Source organism: Mycoplasmopsis gallopavonis (assembly GCF_900660635.1).
GTDB lineage: Bacteria > Bacillota_I > Bacilli_A > Mycoplasmatales > Metamycoplasmataceae > Mycoplasmopsis > Mycoplasmopsis gallopavonis.
On record NZ_LR215031.1, the window covers coordinates 513,346 to 530,291 of the forward strand.

The 16,946-nt window shown below is 26.7% G+C and carries 14 protein-coding genes and 1 rRNA gene; 4 read left to right on the top strand and 11 right to left on the bottom strand.

What is annotated here, in order from left to right; all coding sequences use genetic code 4:
* Positions 1 to 41 precede the first annotated feature (41 nt).
* Positions 42 to 1,175, top strand: coding sequence for a trigger factor-related chaperone (locus EXC53_RS02125; RefSeq protein WP_119571998.1), 1,134 nt, complete (start codon positions 42 to 44; stop codon positions 1,173 to 1,175).
* 82 nt (positions 1,176 to 1,257) lie between these two features.
* Here the strand turns inward: EXC53_RS02125 and EXC53_RS02130 are convergent, their stop codons facing one another.
* Both EXC53_RS02130 and EXC53_RS02135 read right to left on the bottom strand, forming a co-directional pair.
* Positions 1,258 to 2,421 (bottom strand): IS3 family transposase, encoded by a 1,164-nt coding sequence (locus EXC53_RS02130; RefSeq protein ID WP_129724646.1) that lies wholly within the window; start codon positions 2,419 to 2,421, stop codon positions 1,258 to 1,260.
* A gap of 48 nt (positions 2,422 to 2,469) precedes the next feature.
* Positions 2,470 to 3,279, bottom strand: coding sequence for a Cof-type HAD-IIB family hydrolase (locus EXC53_RS02135; protein WP_119572269.1), 810 nt, complete (start codon positions 3,277 to 3,279; stop codon positions 2,470 to 2,472).
* 134 nt (positions 3,280 to 3,413) lie between these two features.
* Here EXC53_RS02135 and ligA point away from each other — a divergent pair, with 134 nt between their 5' ends.
* Positions 3,414 to 5,402 carry an NAD-dependent DNA ligase LigA gene (gene ligA / locus EXC53_RS02140; protein WP_119572268.1) on the top strand — a complete coding sequence of 663 codons (1,989 nt, stop codon included), beginning with the start codon at positions 3,414 to 3,416 and terminating at the stop codon, positions 5,400 to 5,402.
* A 78-nt stretch (positions 5,403 to 5,480) separates the two neighbouring features.
* Here ligA and rplS read toward each other — a convergent pair whose 3' ends face one another.
* The 3 genes from rplS to rpsP are packed head-to-tail and all read right to left on the bottom strand — an operon-like array spanning position 5,481 to position 6,761.
* Entirely contained in the window at positions 5,481 to 5,837 is a 357-nt protein-coding gene (gene rplS, locus EXC53_RS02145; RefSeq protein WP_119572267.1) for a 50S ribosomal protein L19, read from the bottom strand.
* A complete protein-coding gene (gene trmD / locus EXC53_RS02150) occupies positions 5,827 to 6,513 on the bottom strand; it encodes a tRNA (guanosine(37)-N1)-methyltransferase TrmD (RefSeq protein ID WP_119572266.1) in 687 nt (228 codons plus the stop codon). Before trmD ends, rplS begins: the two co-directional genes overlap by 11 nt.
* Positions 6,513 to 6,761, bottom strand: a complete 249-nt coding sequence (rpsP, locus tag EXC53_RS02155) for a 30S ribosomal protein S16 (RefSeq protein ID WP_119572265.1) — start codon at positions 6,759 to 6,761, stop codon at positions 6,513 to 6,515. Before rpsP ends, trmD begins: the two co-directional genes overlap by 1 nt.
* 824 nt (positions 6,762 to 7,585) lie before the next feature.
* Here rpsP and EXC53_RS02160 point away from each other — a divergent pair.
* Entirely contained in the window at positions 7,586 to 8,860 is a 1,275-nt protein-coding gene (locus EXC53_RS02160) for an IS3 family transposase (protein WP_129724648.1), read from the top strand.
* A 55-nt stretch (positions 8,861 to 8,915) separates the two neighbouring features.
* On the opposite strand, the gene hinT is transcribed toward EXC53_RS02160, so the two are convergent.
* The 4 genes from hinT to rrf form a co-directional block, all read right to left on the bottom strand.
* The gene (hinT, locus tag EXC53_RS02165) at positions 8,916 to 9,230 is read right to left on the bottom strand and encodes a histidine triad protein HinT (protein WP_119572307.1); all 315 of its coding nucleotides are present in this window, start codon (positions 9,228 to 9,230) and stop codon (positions 8,916 to 8,918) included.
* Positions 9,230 to 10,507, bottom strand: coding sequence for a HinT-interacting membrane complex lipoprotein P60 (locus EXC53_RS02170; protein WP_119572306.1), 1,278 nt, complete (start codon positions 10,505 to 10,507; stop codon positions 9,230 to 9,232). The genes hinT and EXC53_RS02170 overlap by 1 nt, the downstream gene beginning before the upstream one ends.
* A gap of 2 nt (positions 10,508 to 10,509) precedes the next feature.
* Positions 10,510 to 12,678 carry a HinT-interacting membrane complex protein P80 gene (locus EXC53_RS02175; RefSeq protein WP_119572305.1) on the bottom strand — a complete coding sequence of 723 codons (2,169 nt, stop codon included), beginning with the start codon at positions 12,676 to 12,678 and terminating at the stop codon, positions 10,510 to 10,512.
* A 180-nt stretch (positions 12,679 to 12,858) separates the two neighbouring features.
* Positions 12,859 to 12,964, bottom strand: a 5S ribosomal RNA gene (gene rrf, locus EXC53_RS02180).
* A 103-nt stretch (positions 12,965 to 13,067) separates the two neighbouring features.
* Between rrf and EXC53_RS02185 the strand changes: the two genes are divergently transcribed.
* Entirely contained in the window at positions 13,068 to 14,342 is a 1,275-nt protein-coding gene (locus EXC53_RS02185) for an IS3 family transposase (RefSeq protein ID WP_129724537.1), read from the top strand.
* Between the two features lie 38 nt (positions 14,343 to 14,380).
* Here EXC53_RS02185 and yidC read toward each other — a convergent pair whose 3' ends face one another.
* On the bottom strand, positions 14,381 to 16,624 hold the full coding sequence (gene yidC, locus EXC53_RS04275) for a membrane protein insertase YidC (RefSeq protein WP_223214507.1): 2,244 nt from the start codon (positions 16,622 to 16,624) through the stop codon (positions 14,381 to 14,383).
* Entirely contained in the window at positions 16,611 to 16,943 is a 333-nt protein-coding gene (gene rnpA, locus EXC53_RS02195) for a ribonuclease P protein component (RefSeq protein ID WP_119572299.1), read from the bottom strand. Before rnpA ends, yidC begins: the two co-directional genes overlap by 14 nt.
* Positions 16,944 to 16,946: the final 3 nt, after the last annotated feature.

The following is a 16,946-nucleotide window of genomic DNA, read 5'->3' on the forward strand; positions in this document are numbered from 1 at the left end:
AAAAGGGTAAAATTATTAATATAAATCATATTAGGAGAAAAATGTTAAAACACGATATTATTCAATTTAAATTAGAAGGTGAAGAATGAATTAAAGCTCAAAACGACGCTTTAAATTACCTCAATAAAAAACACGAAAAAGATTTAAGTAAAGTTAATCAAAAATTAATTTTAGAACTTGCACAAAATGCTTATATTGAAATGAAAATCAATGAAGTATTTACAAAAGACTTTTTTAAAGATAACATTATTTCATTAATGCCAATCTCTCAAAATATTAAAGCCACAATTGAAACACTAGAATTTGAACTTAAAAAATATTATTTTGATGATTTTTCAAAAATTAGTTTTGAATTAAAAAACAAACCAAAATTCCAAGTTGATTCAGATTATCAAGAAAAAATTCAGCAATTCCAAACAGACTTCTTAAAAAGTTATGAATTTTTATTAGATGTAGATCGAGCAATTCAAGATAATGATTTTGTTCAATTAAAAATAAAAATCAAAAACAAAGATTTAGAACAGGATCGGACAATTCAAGTTATTGCCAACCAAAAAGCAACCACAGAGGTTGAAAAGGCTATCATTGGACTTAAAAAAGGTGATAAAACCGAAATTACCAAAGATGAAACAAAATTATTTATTGAAGTGGATCAAATCAAAGAAAAAAAGGTTATGCCAATTACTGAAGAAAATATTCACTTATTAAATTTACCTGAAATTAAATCATTAAATGATGTTCAGAATCAAATTGCTAAGTCTGTTACAGCTGAAATTTTTTCAGATGCTCTTTTTAAATATAGTCAAGAAGTTTGACAAGACTTATTTAAAAATAATCCTCAATTAGAAATTCCGACAGAACTTTTAAATTTCGAATTAAATAAAAATGTTCAAAACCCAGAAGAATTCGCAAAATTCCAAGAACAAGCTAAAGAAATGATTACACAATTCTTTTGAGTAATGCTTGTTCAAAAAGCTTTAAAACTTCGTCCAACAGAAGAAGAAATCCAAAAAGAAACCAAATTAGTTCAAAGCTTTTTAAATGAACCAGATCCTAATAAAATTGACCGTGGAAGAATCAATTATATTCTCACAAGTAAAAAATTGGGTCTTTATTATTTAAATCAAGATAACAAAGAACTTGCTGCTGATGTGGAAGCAAAAATTCAATTTTAAAAACTACCTCTATAAACTAGGACAGAAAAAATTAACAATTTATTAAATTGAATAACCCCGTACTATATTCGTATGGGGTTTTTTAATTCAGACATGATTGAATTCTAAATTTGTTGTATCAATTAACATAATTAGATATTACTTTTTCTAGTTCACTCAAAGTCATAGCTTTGATATTTAAATCTCTAATTAATTCAGTTTTTAAATTTGAAAATCAATATTCCACAACTCTATTATCTAAACTATTTCCTACTTTTGAAAGTGAAATTATTCCACCTTTATTTTCAATAAAACGAGAAAAATCATCAGATGTATAAGTTGAGCAATGATCTGAATGTAGTATAAAACTTTTTTCAAAATCAACATTTTCAAATGTTTTGTAAATTAATTTTGAATCATTAAATTTGGAAAGAGAAAAACTAATTATTTCTTTAGTTTTATGTTTAATCACTACTGAAAGATAAACATTATTGTTTATCGCATCTTTTGTCGCTGGGAGATATGTTACATCAGTAGCATATATATTTCTGTTATATACATCGTTATAATCTCTATTCACAATGTTTTCTTTTATGACAGATGTGTTCTTTACTTCTTTTAATTTTTTTCTTTTTCTGATATTGCAAAATAAACCTAAGGCATTCATATATCTTCCTAGAGTTCTTTCGTTTATGTCTATTTTATAGTGCTTTAAGATAAAATATTTTAATTTTTGTCTACCATATTTAGATCTATTTTGTTTAAATGAATCAATAATCAAGTCTTGGTACTTTATTTTTCTGGATTTAATTCTAGGAGCAAAATTATTTCTTTTATGTTTGGATATTGTTTGTCTACAAAGATACAACAAAATAGCAAGTTTATACGAAGCCATATTAATATTTGATGCCTCTTGAACTTTCTCTGTTTTAAATTTATCTCTTGTAATTTCTCTATATCTTTTTGCAATTTCAATTAAATCTTCTCGTGTAAAAATGTCTCAATTTATATCTTGTTCTTTCACTTTTCTTGACCTACCACTTCCAGGCTTTCTTGGTTTTTTATTCATATTACAATTATAATGTTTTAATATTCCTCGTAATCTTGCTTTCACATATTTATCTTTTGCTTTTGCACCATATTTATACATAAGTTCAATTGCATACTTTTTGCCTAATTGAAAAAATGTATTATAAATTTCTTTTTCTTGTTCTTCTGTAAAATGTTTACCCATTTTTTCTCCTTTAAAAATATAAAAAATGAACATTCGAAGGAATGTTAATTTTTATTGTCCTAGTTTACTAAGGTAGTTTTTTTATAAAAATTGTTCTAAATATTTTGCAAGTCCTTGCTCATCACAAGTATATTCTGTGATTTCATCTGCAATATCTTTTAATTTTTGTGTTGAGTTTTTCATGGCAACTAACTTTCCAACTTTTCCTTTTGCAGAAGCATCATTCATAGAATCACCAATGTGGATTGCATCCTGAGGATCAATTCCAAGCATTTTGCAATAATTTTGCTCAGCTATTCCTTTTGAAGCTGTTTTTTTAGTGATTTCAATAACTAAATTTTTGCTCCCTGAAAATGCAACTTCAAGATCATCTTTAAAAATTTCACGAAGTTCGTCATGTATTTTTTGAATTTTCTTTTGTCTAACTCCGCTTGCAAGAACTTTATAGATCGGGAAATCGTTTTTAAATTCTGAATAAAGTTTTAAATCAGTTTTTCTTAATTTTAAAATTCATTTAAAAATATTTCGCTTAACAAAAGTTAAATGATCAAAATTAGAATTAAAAATAATTCAACATTTATTTTTGGTTAAAACTTGATATAACTTTTCAATAACAGAAGCAGGAATAATTTCTTTATGAACCACTTCTTTATTCCGAATAATTTGTGCACCATTTCAAGCAATAAAATCACTCATATTTAATGAATTAATGATTTTTCAAGTCGTATCATTAACTCCACGACCTGTCGCAACTACAACTGGAATTGTTTTAGAAAGCTTAGCAATAACTTCTTTGGTATAGTTTGATGGACGCTTATTGTATCATTTTTTAGCAGGAGCATCCATTGCTGTTCCATCTAAGTCAATAAAAATAATTTTTGGTTTATTCATAAATATAATTATAAATGAGATTTTTAATAGACACTTCAAGAAAACTTCTAAAACTAAGGTAATTTATTTTCTACAACTCACAAGAATATTGAATTTTTTATTCATTTCAAAATTCCTTTAACTATAATTGAAATATGCAAAATAAGAAACAAAAAATTTTAAACCAAATGAATGATTTAATTTCAAAAATCAATACTTGAAATAAAGAATATTATAACGATAATAATCCAAGTGTTTCTGATCAAGAATACGATCTTGCCTTAGCTGAGCTCAAACAATTAGAACAAGCTTATCCACAGTTAATTCAAAGTGACTCACCCACTTTAAAAATCGGTGGGTTTGCTGATTCTAAATTCCAAAAATACACCCATCAAAAACCAATGTTATCGCTTGCAAAAGCATATAACCTCGATGATGTCCAAAAGTTTTTTGAAAATACTCAAAAAGCTTTAAACAAACAAGAATTGGCATATAGCTTAGAACCTAAAATTGATGGTTTATCCATTTCACTTCACTATCAAGACGGTCAATTAATTAAAGCAGTTACCCGTGGAGATGGAGTTATTGGGGAAGATGTAACTGAAAACATTTATCAAATTCATTCAATCCCTAAAAGAATTAATAATCACAACTATTTAGAAATTAGAGGGGAAGTTTTTTTACCTAAAACTAAATTTCAAAAATTAAATCAAGAATTAGTTCTTTCTGAGCAAAAACCATTTGCAAACCCAAGAAACGCTGCTTCTGGAACTCTTAGACAACTTGATCCTGAAATTGTTGCAAAAAGAGAACTAGATGCTATTTTATACGATCTTGTAAATCCTGAATTAATTGGTTTATCTTCACAAGAACAAGTCTTAGATTTTCTTAAAAAAGAGGGATTTCAAACCAATCCTTACTCTTTTATTAGTGGAGACTTTGATTTTATTTTTAATAAAATTAATGAATTTAAAGATTTAAAAAATAGTTTTGAATTTGATTGTGATGGATTTGTAATTAAACTAAATGAAGTAGAAAACTGGGATAAATTAGGTAGTACAGCTAAATTTCCAAAATATGCCATAGCCTATAAATACGAAACAGAAGAAGCAATTAGTCAGATTTTAGCAATTAAAACAACTGTTGGACGAACAGGTAAAATCACCTATGTAGCTGAATTAGAACCTATTTCCTTAAATCAAACAATCGTCCAAAACGCCACACTTCATAATTATGAATTTATTGAAAGTATGAATATTAATATTGGAGATGATGTTAAAGTTATTAAAAGTGGCGAGATTATCCCTAAAATTATTGCACTTGTGAACAAAAATAGTCAAGGAGTGCTTGAAAAAGTTCTTTATTGCCCATCTTGTAATTCGCTTTTACAGGAAATCGATGAAAATGTTGATCAGTTTTGTTTAAATTTAGATTGTCAGGAAAAACAAATTAAGAATTTAATCCACTTTGTTTCTCGTCCTTCATTTAACATCATCACTCTTGGTGAATCTTACATTCGACTGTTTTTTGAAAAAGGTTTTTTAAGTGATTTATATTCAATTTTTAACTTAAAAGAATATAGTCAGCAGATCTTAGAAATTCGTGGTTTTAAGGACAAAAAACTTGACAATATTCTAAGTAGCATCGAAAAAGCTAAAGAAATCGAACTAGCAAAAGCTCTTTTTGCTCTTGGTATTAAGCACATTGGAGCACAAGTGGCTGAATTAATAACTCAAAAAATTAGTAAACTCAGTGATCTAATTTCATTAAATTGAGAAGAACTAAGTAAAATAGACACAATTGGTCCTAAAATTATTGAATCACTTCAAGAATATGTTTCTAAAATTCCAAATCAAGAGCTTTTAACTAAATTAGATCAAATCTTAATTTATAAAAACTCTAAAAAAATTCTTGATACCAAACTGACTAATTTAAGTTTTGTAATCACAGGTACATTAAGTCAAAGTAGAGATTATTTTAAAGATAAAATTCTACAAAATGGTGGAAAAGTTCTTTCTAGTATTTCTAAAAATGTCGACTACCTATTAATCGGAGAAAATGCAGGAAGTAAACTTGAAAAAGCACAAAAATTAGAAATTAAAATTATTAATGAAGATGAGTTTCTTGCGATGATTGAAAAATAAAAAATCACTTTAAGTGATTTTTTATTTCAACAAATTTATGTTTAAAATAAATAAGTTCTAAATTGGGAAAAATGGAAATTATTTGTTTCTTTTAATTTCTTTAAGACGAGCACTCTTACCTTTACGATCTCTCATAAAGTATAATCTTTTTCTACGAACTTTATTTGAACGAACTACTTCGATGTGTGCAATAAGTGGTGAATTAACTGGGAAAGTTCTTTCAACACCAACACCATATGAAATTTTTCTAACAGTAAAAACTTCTCTTGTTCCTGATTCTTTTTTAGAAATTACTAAACCTTCAAAAATTTGGATACGTTCTTTTTCTCCTTCACGAATTCTTACGTGAACTTTAACGTTATCTCCTGTTTGAAAGCTTGGTAAATCTGAACGTAATTGTGACTTTTCAACAACTTCTAATAATCTATTTCTCATGTTTCTTTATCCTTTCGATGATATCAGGTCTGTTTCTAAGAGTTTTCTCTCATTGTGCTTTTGTTTTTCACTCCTGAATATCTTTATGGTTACCATTAAACAAGACTTCTGGAACTTTCATTCCTTTATATTCTCTTGGTCTTGTATATTGTGGATAATCAAGTAAACCTATTCCTTGAAAAGAGTCAAATTCATGCGACTCTTGTTTAATTACCCCAGGGATTAAACGAATAATACTATCAGCCATTACCATCGAAGGTAATTCACCACCAGTTAAAACATAATCTCCAATTGATAATTCAACATCTACAAGTTCAACTACTCTTTCGTCAAATCCTTCATAACGACCTGAAATGAAGGTAATTTCTTCTTTTGTAGCTAACTCATGAGCAATTTCTTGAGTAAAAGTTTTTCCTTGCGGAGAAACCAAAACTTTGTAACCACCACGATTTTTTAATGACTCCAAAGCAAGATCAATTGGTTCAACTTGCAATAAGAGACCATGACCTCCACCATAAATTTCATCATCTACTTTCCGGTGCTTACTTGTACTAAAATTGCGAAAATCAATAACTTGAAAATTTATTAATCCTTTTTGTCTTGCTTTATCAACAATACTTTCATTAATAAATGGTTCAAAGTATTTAGGGAATAAGGTTAGAAAATTGATTTTCATTATTTTTTAAGTTCTTCAGTTAATTTATTAGCTCTGAATAAGTTAGCAACAGTCACAGTAGGTTGTACACCTTCTTTAAGTCATTTAGCTGTTTGTTCTTTGTTTAAAACAAGTTCTTTTGTTGTAGGGTTGTAGTGTCCTAAAGCTTCGATAAATTTACCATCACGTGGTGCTCTAGCATCAGCAGCAACAATTTTGTATACTGGTCTGAATTTGCTTCCCATTCTTTTTAATCTAATTTTTACCATTTGTCCTCCTTTTTAAATGTCAAGCAAAAGTGCTTGACAGCTAAGTGTTAATATTATAAAGTAAAAAAGTCTTTTTTTAGTCAAAAAATTAAATTATTTATTCAGAAAAATCTCTTATTTTAGTCTAATAAAAAATTAAAATATTTATTTTGACTACTAAATGTGGAAAAATTACCAATTTTATTTCTGTCTTTTTCTATAAGAGTATAATAATTACGGATGTGAAAATATTTTTGCATCCAAAAAAAGACCCTTTTAAAATTAAAAACTATTCAATTTAAACTCAATTAAAAAATACTTATATCTCTTTTTATTATTGTATATATATTCAAAAATCAACCTCAAAATCTATCTTAGATAAAATTATTTCTATTAATTAAATTCGTTTTATTATATTTTATTTTTTAGAGTCTCGTTTTTATTATTGAAAAATCGTTAATCTATTCTTCTTGGATTTGAATACTATTTTTCTCTTTTCTTATGTGTTTATAAAATCCTTTATATTAAACTTCGTGATTAACTTAATATTAATTTAATTTAAATTTTTGTAATTTTTTATTTTTTTCTTTAAGGTGTTTTCCTCTTTAATATTTTTAATTTTTATTTTTTATTTTCTTTTCGCTTTCACTTTAATATTAAAGATTTAGAAAAAACGATTTATTAAGATTTTGTAATACAAAGTTTTTACCTCCTTTCGTTTTTGTTAAAATAATAACATATAACACATTTTAAATACCTAATTTTGAACCTCCAATTTAATTAGGTGTAATTACAATTTAAAAATAAAATAAAAAAGCCAGCTAGTGTAAACTGGGACACGAAATATGGACACAACCATATTTCGTGTTTTTATATATTTAGGAGGTATTATGAGACAATTAAAGGCACATGAATGATTAGAACTATTCGGTAGTTATGAAGATTACAAAAATAATTTGATATCAAAAAATGATTTTGAACTTAAATATTATTCAATCAGAGGTTTTAGTTTTTTTGATAGAAAATTCAATGAGGCTAAAAAATATTTTGTCTTCAAGTATAACAGATATAATTTAGGAATGATAAATATAGAATCGCAAACAGGTAAATCATCTAAAAAAGGTAAAGGGTCAGGTAGACCAAAAAGGCAAAAAATTACTCCTATTGAAATTGTAAAAAAGGAATGAGAAAAAATGCCTAAGGAACAATTGATTGAAATTTTAGAAATTTATAAAGACTCTTTTGATAGAAATAATATTGAAGTTGATATTTCTAAAATTAAGAAATCTTCACTTTCTACAAGAAAATTGGGCCTATGCTTTAATAAATCTAAGTCAACAATTCACAATCTAAAAACTAAAGAGCAGCAAACAAGAAAAAAATCTGTAAATACTAAATATGATGAATTAATAATTAAGTCATTTAAGAAAAATAAGGGTTTGTTTGGTAGAAAAAGATTGGAAAGTTATATTAGAACAAAATTCCAAATAGATCTAAATTATAGGACTATTGGTAGAGCGATGAGAAGATTAAACTTATTTTGTTTAATCAGAAGAAAGAAAATAGATAGAGAACAAAAGAACACAAACGTAAAATTTATAGATCTTGTTAATCGTGATTATCACGGAGAGACAAACCAAATAATTGCCACTGATGTTACTTATATTTCTGCACCAAAAGATTGCTTAAACAATTTTGTATTTTTATCTGTTGCGATTGATCACAAAAGCAAATTTGTTGTTAATTATAATCTTTCAAAAAGAAATGATTTAGAACTAGTAATAGAACATATGTCTAAAATCAAAATGGATAAAAAATGAATAGCTCATTCTGATCATGGTTTCCAATATTCTTCAAAAACTTATGTAGATTTAATTCAGAAAAACAATGGTGTTGTATCAATGGGTAGAGTAGGAAATTCTTTAGATAATAGAGAAGCAGAATATTTCTTTTCAATTTTAAAATCAGAATGTTTAAAATTAATCGATATTACAAAAATAACTTTTAATGAATTAAAATCACTGATTGATGATTTTGTGTTTTGATACAACAACGAAAGAATTCAATCAGTATTAAATTGAAAAACACCTCAAGAGTGTTGAGGTGTTTTAGTAAATTAAACTTTTTGTCCACTTTTCGTGTCCCAGTTTAAGTGTCGACTTCTAGCTGGTTATTTTATTTATAAGGAATAATGTGAATGTGAGTGTGCATAACTTCTTGTCCTGCACTTGTGCCTGTATTAATTTGAAGTTTAAATCCTGAAATTTGTCCTGATTCTACTAATTTTCGTGCAAGCTCTAATGCTTTTAAAAAGAGATAAGAGCTTAGTTCTTGATCGTGACCTAAAATATTTTCTTTAGTTTGTTTGGGAATAACTAAAAAATGTCCAGGTTGTTTAGGGTGAATATCATAAATAGCAATTACTTTATCATCTTCATAAAGAATGTCGCTAGGAATTTCACGAGCAATAATTTTTTCAAATAAAGTCATTATTTCTCCACAAAAGTTAAATCACTAATAGCTTTATTGACTAATTCATTAGAACCTTTTGTTAATACATAACCTAATTTTACATAGGCATTTAATGCATTTTGATAAAGGTTTGAATCATATCCGCTAAGTAAGGTTGCAAGTTCAATTAAGTTATTTTGATAAGGTGTGTTTTCAAAAGTAAGGACTTTGACTGTTTCTTTTTTATCAGAACCATCTTGGTTTTTGCCAGTTACAAGTTGCTTATCTTTTGCAATTGGAACAATAACATTAATGTAATTAATTTCAATTTTTGAGTTCCCATTTGCAACCGAAATTGGTTGAGCTAAAGTTAAATCATCATTTACTTCCACAATTTTATGAGATTGATTGTCGTAAAAACCTGTATAAACATTAGCATTTGTTACTTGTTTTAAAAGTTCATAATCAAAACTAATTGCAAAATCACTTGCTGATTTAATACCCACATAACCAGCTAAATTTAACTGATATTGCTTAGTTTTGTTAATTCATTCACTTGAATAAATCTTTTTAGTTCCAACCACTTTACTTTGTAAAAAGTCATTGTAAGCGTCAATATTTTCGATAGTTTGGAACATTTCAACAAAAACAGCATCAGCATCAGAAGCACTATAACCTCATGCTTGAACTAATTTTTTGCTTAATGCATATTGCACTAAATTAAAATAATCTAAATCATATTTTGCTTTGTTTGAATTAAATGAAGATGAATCAATTTTAGTTAAATCAGCTTCATTATTAATTAAGAAGTATTTATAAACTAAAAGAGCTTTATTTGTTTCTAATGCCACATCTGTATTTTTATTAACATAAAGTAATTTAAATTGTTCTGCATTTAATAAATCAAAATTAGGGTTAGTTGTTAAATTTTCAAGTACGGCATCATAATTTAGAATACCTTCTGATAATAATTTATTAATTTTTTTAGCTAAGAATCCAGGTTCTTTTTGATTTTGTAAACCTAAAAAAGTATTGTAAGCTCTTAAAGCATCATTTGCAAAGCTTTGATTATTAATTAAAGCTTTTAAAACATCTTCATAATTTTGAGCTTGTTCTAAATTAACTTGATAAAGACTTGCAATTGTATTTCCTAATCAAGTATTTTCGGCAAATGTTTTAATTGAATCTTTGTTCGATAATCTTTTATCTTGTTCTAATTTCGGAATAGTAGAAACTTCACGTCCACACGAAACAGCACTAAGAGCAATTAAAGATGATGAAGTTAATAAACTAAGTATTTTAATAGATTTTTTCATTCTTAATTTCTTCCTTTCGCTACTTGTTTAAGTGCATTTTGATAGATATTGCTAATTGTTGTTTCTGCTTCATTATTTGAATTAATTAAATTACCTTCATTATCACGATAACTAATTAATGTTTGTCCATTTTGGATGTGAATATTGTAAGGATCACGCAATTTCTTTTGAGCATCAACTCATTTATTAATTGCTACTAAAGAATCAATTATTTGAACATTTGAATTCCCTTTAACAATTGCTAAATTTTGCTTTTCAAGTTCCTTAAAATCAATGTCTTTAAGTTCTGTTTTTTCTTGCAATTTTTCAACTAATTTTGAATCTTTAAAAATACTTGCAAGAATTACGTTCTTGCTGTTAATTGCGTTTAAGTTAGTAATTAATTTTAAATCCGCAACTTCATTTAAACTAATTTCTTTGATTTGATTTTTAATAAAGTTATTAATTTGTGTATCATCGAGTTTTGTCCGACGAACTCATTGAATTTTAGAGTCAGCTAAAACTAAAAATCCACCTAGATTTTCAACTTGATATGCAAAAGAAGTTTGTTTGTGTTTTGTTGCATTTTCAAACACTAAATTATAATTAAATCTTGAATTAATAAAATCTTGGAATTGTCTTTCAGATGAATTTACAATAAAATCATTAATCAAGTTGTTAATCTCATTAACTTTGATTACGATAGCATTTTTATCACTTAAACCTTTTATTTGTTCTAAAATCACATTTACTTGATCTTGGATATTTTGAGGTAATTTAAATAAACTTGCTAAATTCACTATTGGTAATGACTTTGGATAAACATTTAAATCAAAAATTTCAGAAGCTAAAGTTGCTAAGTTAAGACTAATTTCACTTGCAAAATCATTTTTAAATGAAGAAATGCCGCTTGTTGCTAATGAATCTTTGGTTTTGGTTAAAAGATTTAGGTAAGTTTGATATTGTGATACTTCTTTTTCGCTATCACTTGATTTAGTTAATGTCATAAACTCACTTGCTTGCTTTTTAAAAACACCATTTGTTTGATTAAAAGCAATTTCAAAAACTGGTTTAACTTCAACTTCATTTTCACCGACTAACATTTGATATTTAAATAAGTTTGCTAAAGTTTTTTTATCGGCTTCACTAAAACTAAATTCTGGATTAGCAGTATTTTTAAATTCGCCAGGGAAAATAATATTAGTATTGATTCCTAAATTATTGTTTGTCACATATTCGTTAACAAGATTAAGTGGTGACATATATTTCGGAATAAATGATTCAGTTGAAAATGTAACAATTTTATTAGTATTTGGAATTTCGTAGTAAAGCATACCTTCGAAAGTTAAGTCTGTAAAAGCGTTTGATTCATCAATTGATTTTAGATAAGGGAAAATAGCTTCACCATTTTTAATTGTGACAGCTTGTTCTCCGTTTGAATTAACAACTCCTAAACCACCGCTACTAATTTGTTTGTAATCTTTGGTTGCTGTTTTAAGCATTGTATTATCTCTTTTTTGAATCTTAACTCTAAAACGTCTAGTTGCTTCTTTTTCAACAACTTGGAAAGTTGCATGTTCGATTGCTTCAGCTTCTGTTTTACTATTTCCATATGAATCAGATAAAAGTAATTCATTAAATTTTTGTTCTCAACCTGTTTTATAAATTTTTTGATAGTTAAGTTTTTGATCTTCTAATTTTGCTTTTTGATCTTTTCGAATTTGTTCTAATGTTTTTAAAGCAATATTTGTTTTTTGAGAATCACCTGTATTAAGTGAAGCATTCACTCTGAATTGAAATTGTTCAGAAGCAGCTTGTTCTTCATTGTATCATTCAAAAATTGTTTGTTTATAAACTTGATTCAATTTACTGGTTATTGTGTTTGTATTCGCTTGTAATTGATTATCTAAATCACCTAAAATAACATTTTTGCTTGTTGCATTTGGATTTTTATATTTTAAAATTGTTGTATCATCAGAAGATTTGTCAAGATAATTAACTTTTGCGATATTTAAACCAAGTGGTACTGCAATAGCTGTTGCGACAGCTATTGTTAAACCAATTCCAATACCAATTGTTAAACCTGTTCTTTTCTTTTTGTTTGTAACTTTTTTATCATGTTTATTATCGTGTTTATAGTTTTTTTCTGATAAACGTTCAAAAAATGATTTTTCTGTTTTTTTAATAGCCATAAAGCTCCTATCTAGTCTATTTATTTAAAATATAAATATTTTAAATATTATAACAAATTCAAAATTTTCTAAAATTTCAAAAAAAGACAAAAAAAGCACACTATTTGTGCTTGTTTTGAATTAAATAAATTATCTCAATAACCGTATATAAAATACTATTTTTTTAAAAAAAGAATAAAAAAATAGCAGCTCCCTATTTTCACCTTTCGGCTATCGTCGGCACTAAAGGGCTTAACTACTGAGTTCGGAATGGATTCAGGTGATCCCCTTTGCTATAACCACTGATAATATAATACATCATTTAATAAAATAGTCAAGTATTTTTTTTAAAAAATAAAGATAAAAATAAAAAAATAGTAGTTTAACTACTATAAACTGGGACACGAAATATGGACACAACCATATTTCGTGTTTTTATATATTTAGGAGGTATTATGAGACAATTAAAAGCACATGAATGATTAGAACTATTCGGTAGTTATGAAGATTACAAAAATAATTTGATATCAAAAAATGATTTTGAACTTAAATATTATTCAATCAGAGGTTTTAGTTTTTTTGATAGAAAATTCAATGAGGCTAAAAAATATTTTGTCTTCAAGTATAACAGATATAATTTAGGAATGATAAATATAGAATCGCAAACAGGTAAATCATCTAAAAAAGGTAAAGGGTCAGGTAGACCAAAAAGGCAAAAAATTACTCCTATTGAAATTGTAAAAAAGGAATGAGAAAAAATGCCTAAGGAACAATTGATTGAAATTTTAGAAATTTATAAAGACTCTTTTGATAGAAATAATATTGAAGTTGATATTTCTAAAATTAAGAAATCTTCACTTTCTACAAGAAAATTGGGCCTATGCTTTAATAAATCTAAGTCAACAATTCACAATCTAAAAACTAAAGAGCAGCAAACAAGAAAAAAATCTGTAAATACTAAATATGATGAATTAATAATTAAGTCATTTAAGAAAAATAAGGGTTTGTTTGGTAGAAAAAGATTGGAAAGTTATATTAGAACAAAATTCCAAATAGATCTAAATTATAGGACTATTGGTAGAGCGATGAGAAGATTAAACTTATTTTGTTTAATCAGAAGAAAGAAAATAGATAGAGAACAAAAGAACACAAACGTAAAATTTATAGATCTTGTTAATCGTGATTATCACGGAGAGACAAACCAAATAATTGCCACTGATGTTACTTATATTTCTGCACCAAAAGATTGCTTAAACAATTTTGTATTTTTATCTGTTGCGATTGATCACAAAAGCAAATTTGTTGTTAATTATAATCTTTCAAAAAGAAATGATTTAGAACTAGTAATGGAACATATGTCTAAAATCAAAATGGATAAAAAATGAATAGCTCATTCTGATCATGGTTTCCAATATTCTTCAAAAACTTATGTAGATTTAATTCAGAAAAACAATGGTGTTGTATCAATGGGTAGAGTAGGAAATTCTTTAGATAATAGAGAAGCAGAATATTTCTTTTCAATTTTAAAATCAGAATGTTTAAAATTAATCGATATTACAAAAATAACTTTTAATGAATTAAAATCACTGATTGATGATTTTGTGTTTTGATACAACAACGAAAGAATTCAATCAGTATTAAATTGAAAAACACCTCAAGAGTGTTGAGGTGTTTTAGTAAATTAAACTTTTTGTCCACTTTTCGTGTCCCAGTTTACTATTTCTTATTTATTTGCCTTAAATGCTTTTTTAGAATAACGTTCTTTAAATCACTGTGTTTTTTTGAGGTAATGAATTCCAATTGTTTGGAAAATTTGTCAAATACCACCAAACATTCAATAAACTTGAACACCAGCTGTGAAAAGAACTGTAATTACTGTGAAAACAATCATCATCATTTTTTGTGTACGTTCTGATTTTTTAAGTGCTTCAATTTCTGCCAAAGTAGCTCTTTCTTTAAGTCTTTTACGATTTAATCATTGCGGAATTAATTGAGATGCAAGTTGAGCAGCAATAACTGCAATTAAAATTCATAAGTAAACAAAGTTTCCTGATAAAAGTTCTTTATATGAAGTAGAAGAGAAGTTTAATCCAAGTCATACTGTAGCTTTAATTTCTGGGAAACCTTGAATAACACGTCACATCGCAAAGAAGATCGGCATTTGGAATAAAGTAGCACCCAACATATCAAGTGGATTTACATTATATTTACTGTTTAATGCTGATAATTCTTGTTGTTTTCTAAGTTTCATTGTTTTGTTATCTTCAAAACCTTTATATTTAGCTTCAATTGCTGCTTTTTTGGTTTTTAATTCTTCTTGTAATGATTGCATCATTGTTGTTCTAAATGTTAATGCAAGTGTTACAAGACGTGTTAAGATAACAGCGATAATGATTGCTAAAATTGATGATCAACCATTAAGACTTGGAAGAGGACTACGAATTGATTGCATTAATGCACCTAATGGATACACTAATAAACCGTAAAATGGTCCTAATTCTCAAGCTTGACCTCATGTATAAATTGGTTTTTGTGGAGCATCACCTTTAAGAGCTAAAACTGATTCTCCGTTTTGAGTAGCAACTTTAATTGTGCCATTAACAGGTTGGAATCCAGCAATACTTAAATATGATTTTAAAGTTGAATTATATTGAACTAATAAATCGTATTTATTTTTTTCAATTGTTCCTAAAGTTAAATTATCTTTTGCTACAATATCCTTTAATAAATTTGAAAGTTCAGTAGAAAGACTTTGAGCTTTTGTTTTTTGTTCTTTAGTAAGTTCAACTTGAGCTCTACTTTCTTCATTTTCTGAATTTAATGAAGATTTAATTTCGTTAGTAAATTCTTGAAGTTTATTAATTTTTTCTTCAAAACTTTCTAATCCAGTTAAATTAAATGATTTAGCTTGTGTAAGTTTTTTGTTGTATTGTGTTAATAAATTATCTAAATCACCAACTTTATTTGGTGAAATAAGAACTGATGAGTGAAAATCAGAAACTTCTTGATTAATTCAATTTGGAGCATCAGTTACAAATTGATAAACTGTTTGGTATTTGCTATCAATAGCTTGAACTTTTTGTAAAAAGATTGAGTTTGGCCCAAATGAATAATTATAAAGAGTTAATAAAACATCTGAATCATAAGCACCATTTGCAAGACTTCTTAATCTTGAAAGTTCAGCTGCTTTTTCGTTAGCTGTTTTGTTAGCAAAAGCTTCTGCATTATATTCTTCAGTAGCACTATTAACTAACTCAACACTACTAATTAAGCTTCCTGTGTAAGAATTACTAATTACATAAGAATCTTTACCATTAACATTTTCTACTTGGTAGTCATTAGCTTTATTTGATTTTAATTTTAAAGCAAAAATTGAGCCATTTGTATAGAAAGCAATTGGTTGATCTTCGTTAATTCTTGTATATTTTGTTGCAGAACTTGTTTTAAATAAGAATCTTCCGTCTTTTTCTAAAATTTCATAACCATTTTCTACAAAACCAAGTTCTTTCAATCTTGAAATTACACTTTGATTTGTATTAGAAAATCTAATTGATGAACTATATTCACCATATTTTCCATATTCTCCACCATCTTGTTCTGTTTGCTTAATTAATTTTTCAATAAATTTTTTATCTTCAATTTCTTTTAAGTTAACATGATGGTTTTCGTTATTAGGTGCAAGTAAATTAAAGTTAATTTCGTTTTTACCTGCATTTGTTTCTTTTGTTTCAAATGTTGTAACTCTAGGTGCGATTTCATTTTTATTTTTATAAATTTCAAAACCGTTACCTACGGTTGAACTAGTTTTAATTGTGAAGGTCTGAACACACCCTGTAAGAGTAAGTCCAAAAATAAATAAATAAAAGAAGGCCTTAATTCACTTAAAGTACTTCTTAAATTGACTTTTTCTTTTTTCTTTAGGGTCATGTCCCTTGGTAAAATAATTAAATTGTTTAGATCTGTTCATTTTTCCTAAATTTCTCAAAGAGATTTTTAATTTCTGCTTTTTTAATTATAAAATCAGAATTTAAAAATTCTTTGCGAGCAATAATTACAAATTCATAATTTAAATCATAAATTTGAGCTTCATGCAAAATTGCTCTTAATTGTCTTTTGTATAAATTCCGACCTACTGAATTAGCGAATTTTTTAGGTACAGTAATACCAACTTTAAAGGCGTCACTTTTGCGATAATAAAGTATGACATATTTATTGATTAGTTGTTTTTTGGTATTAATAACCGAATTAAATTCTCAATTTTTTCTGAGTCGATATTTTTTTTGCATTAT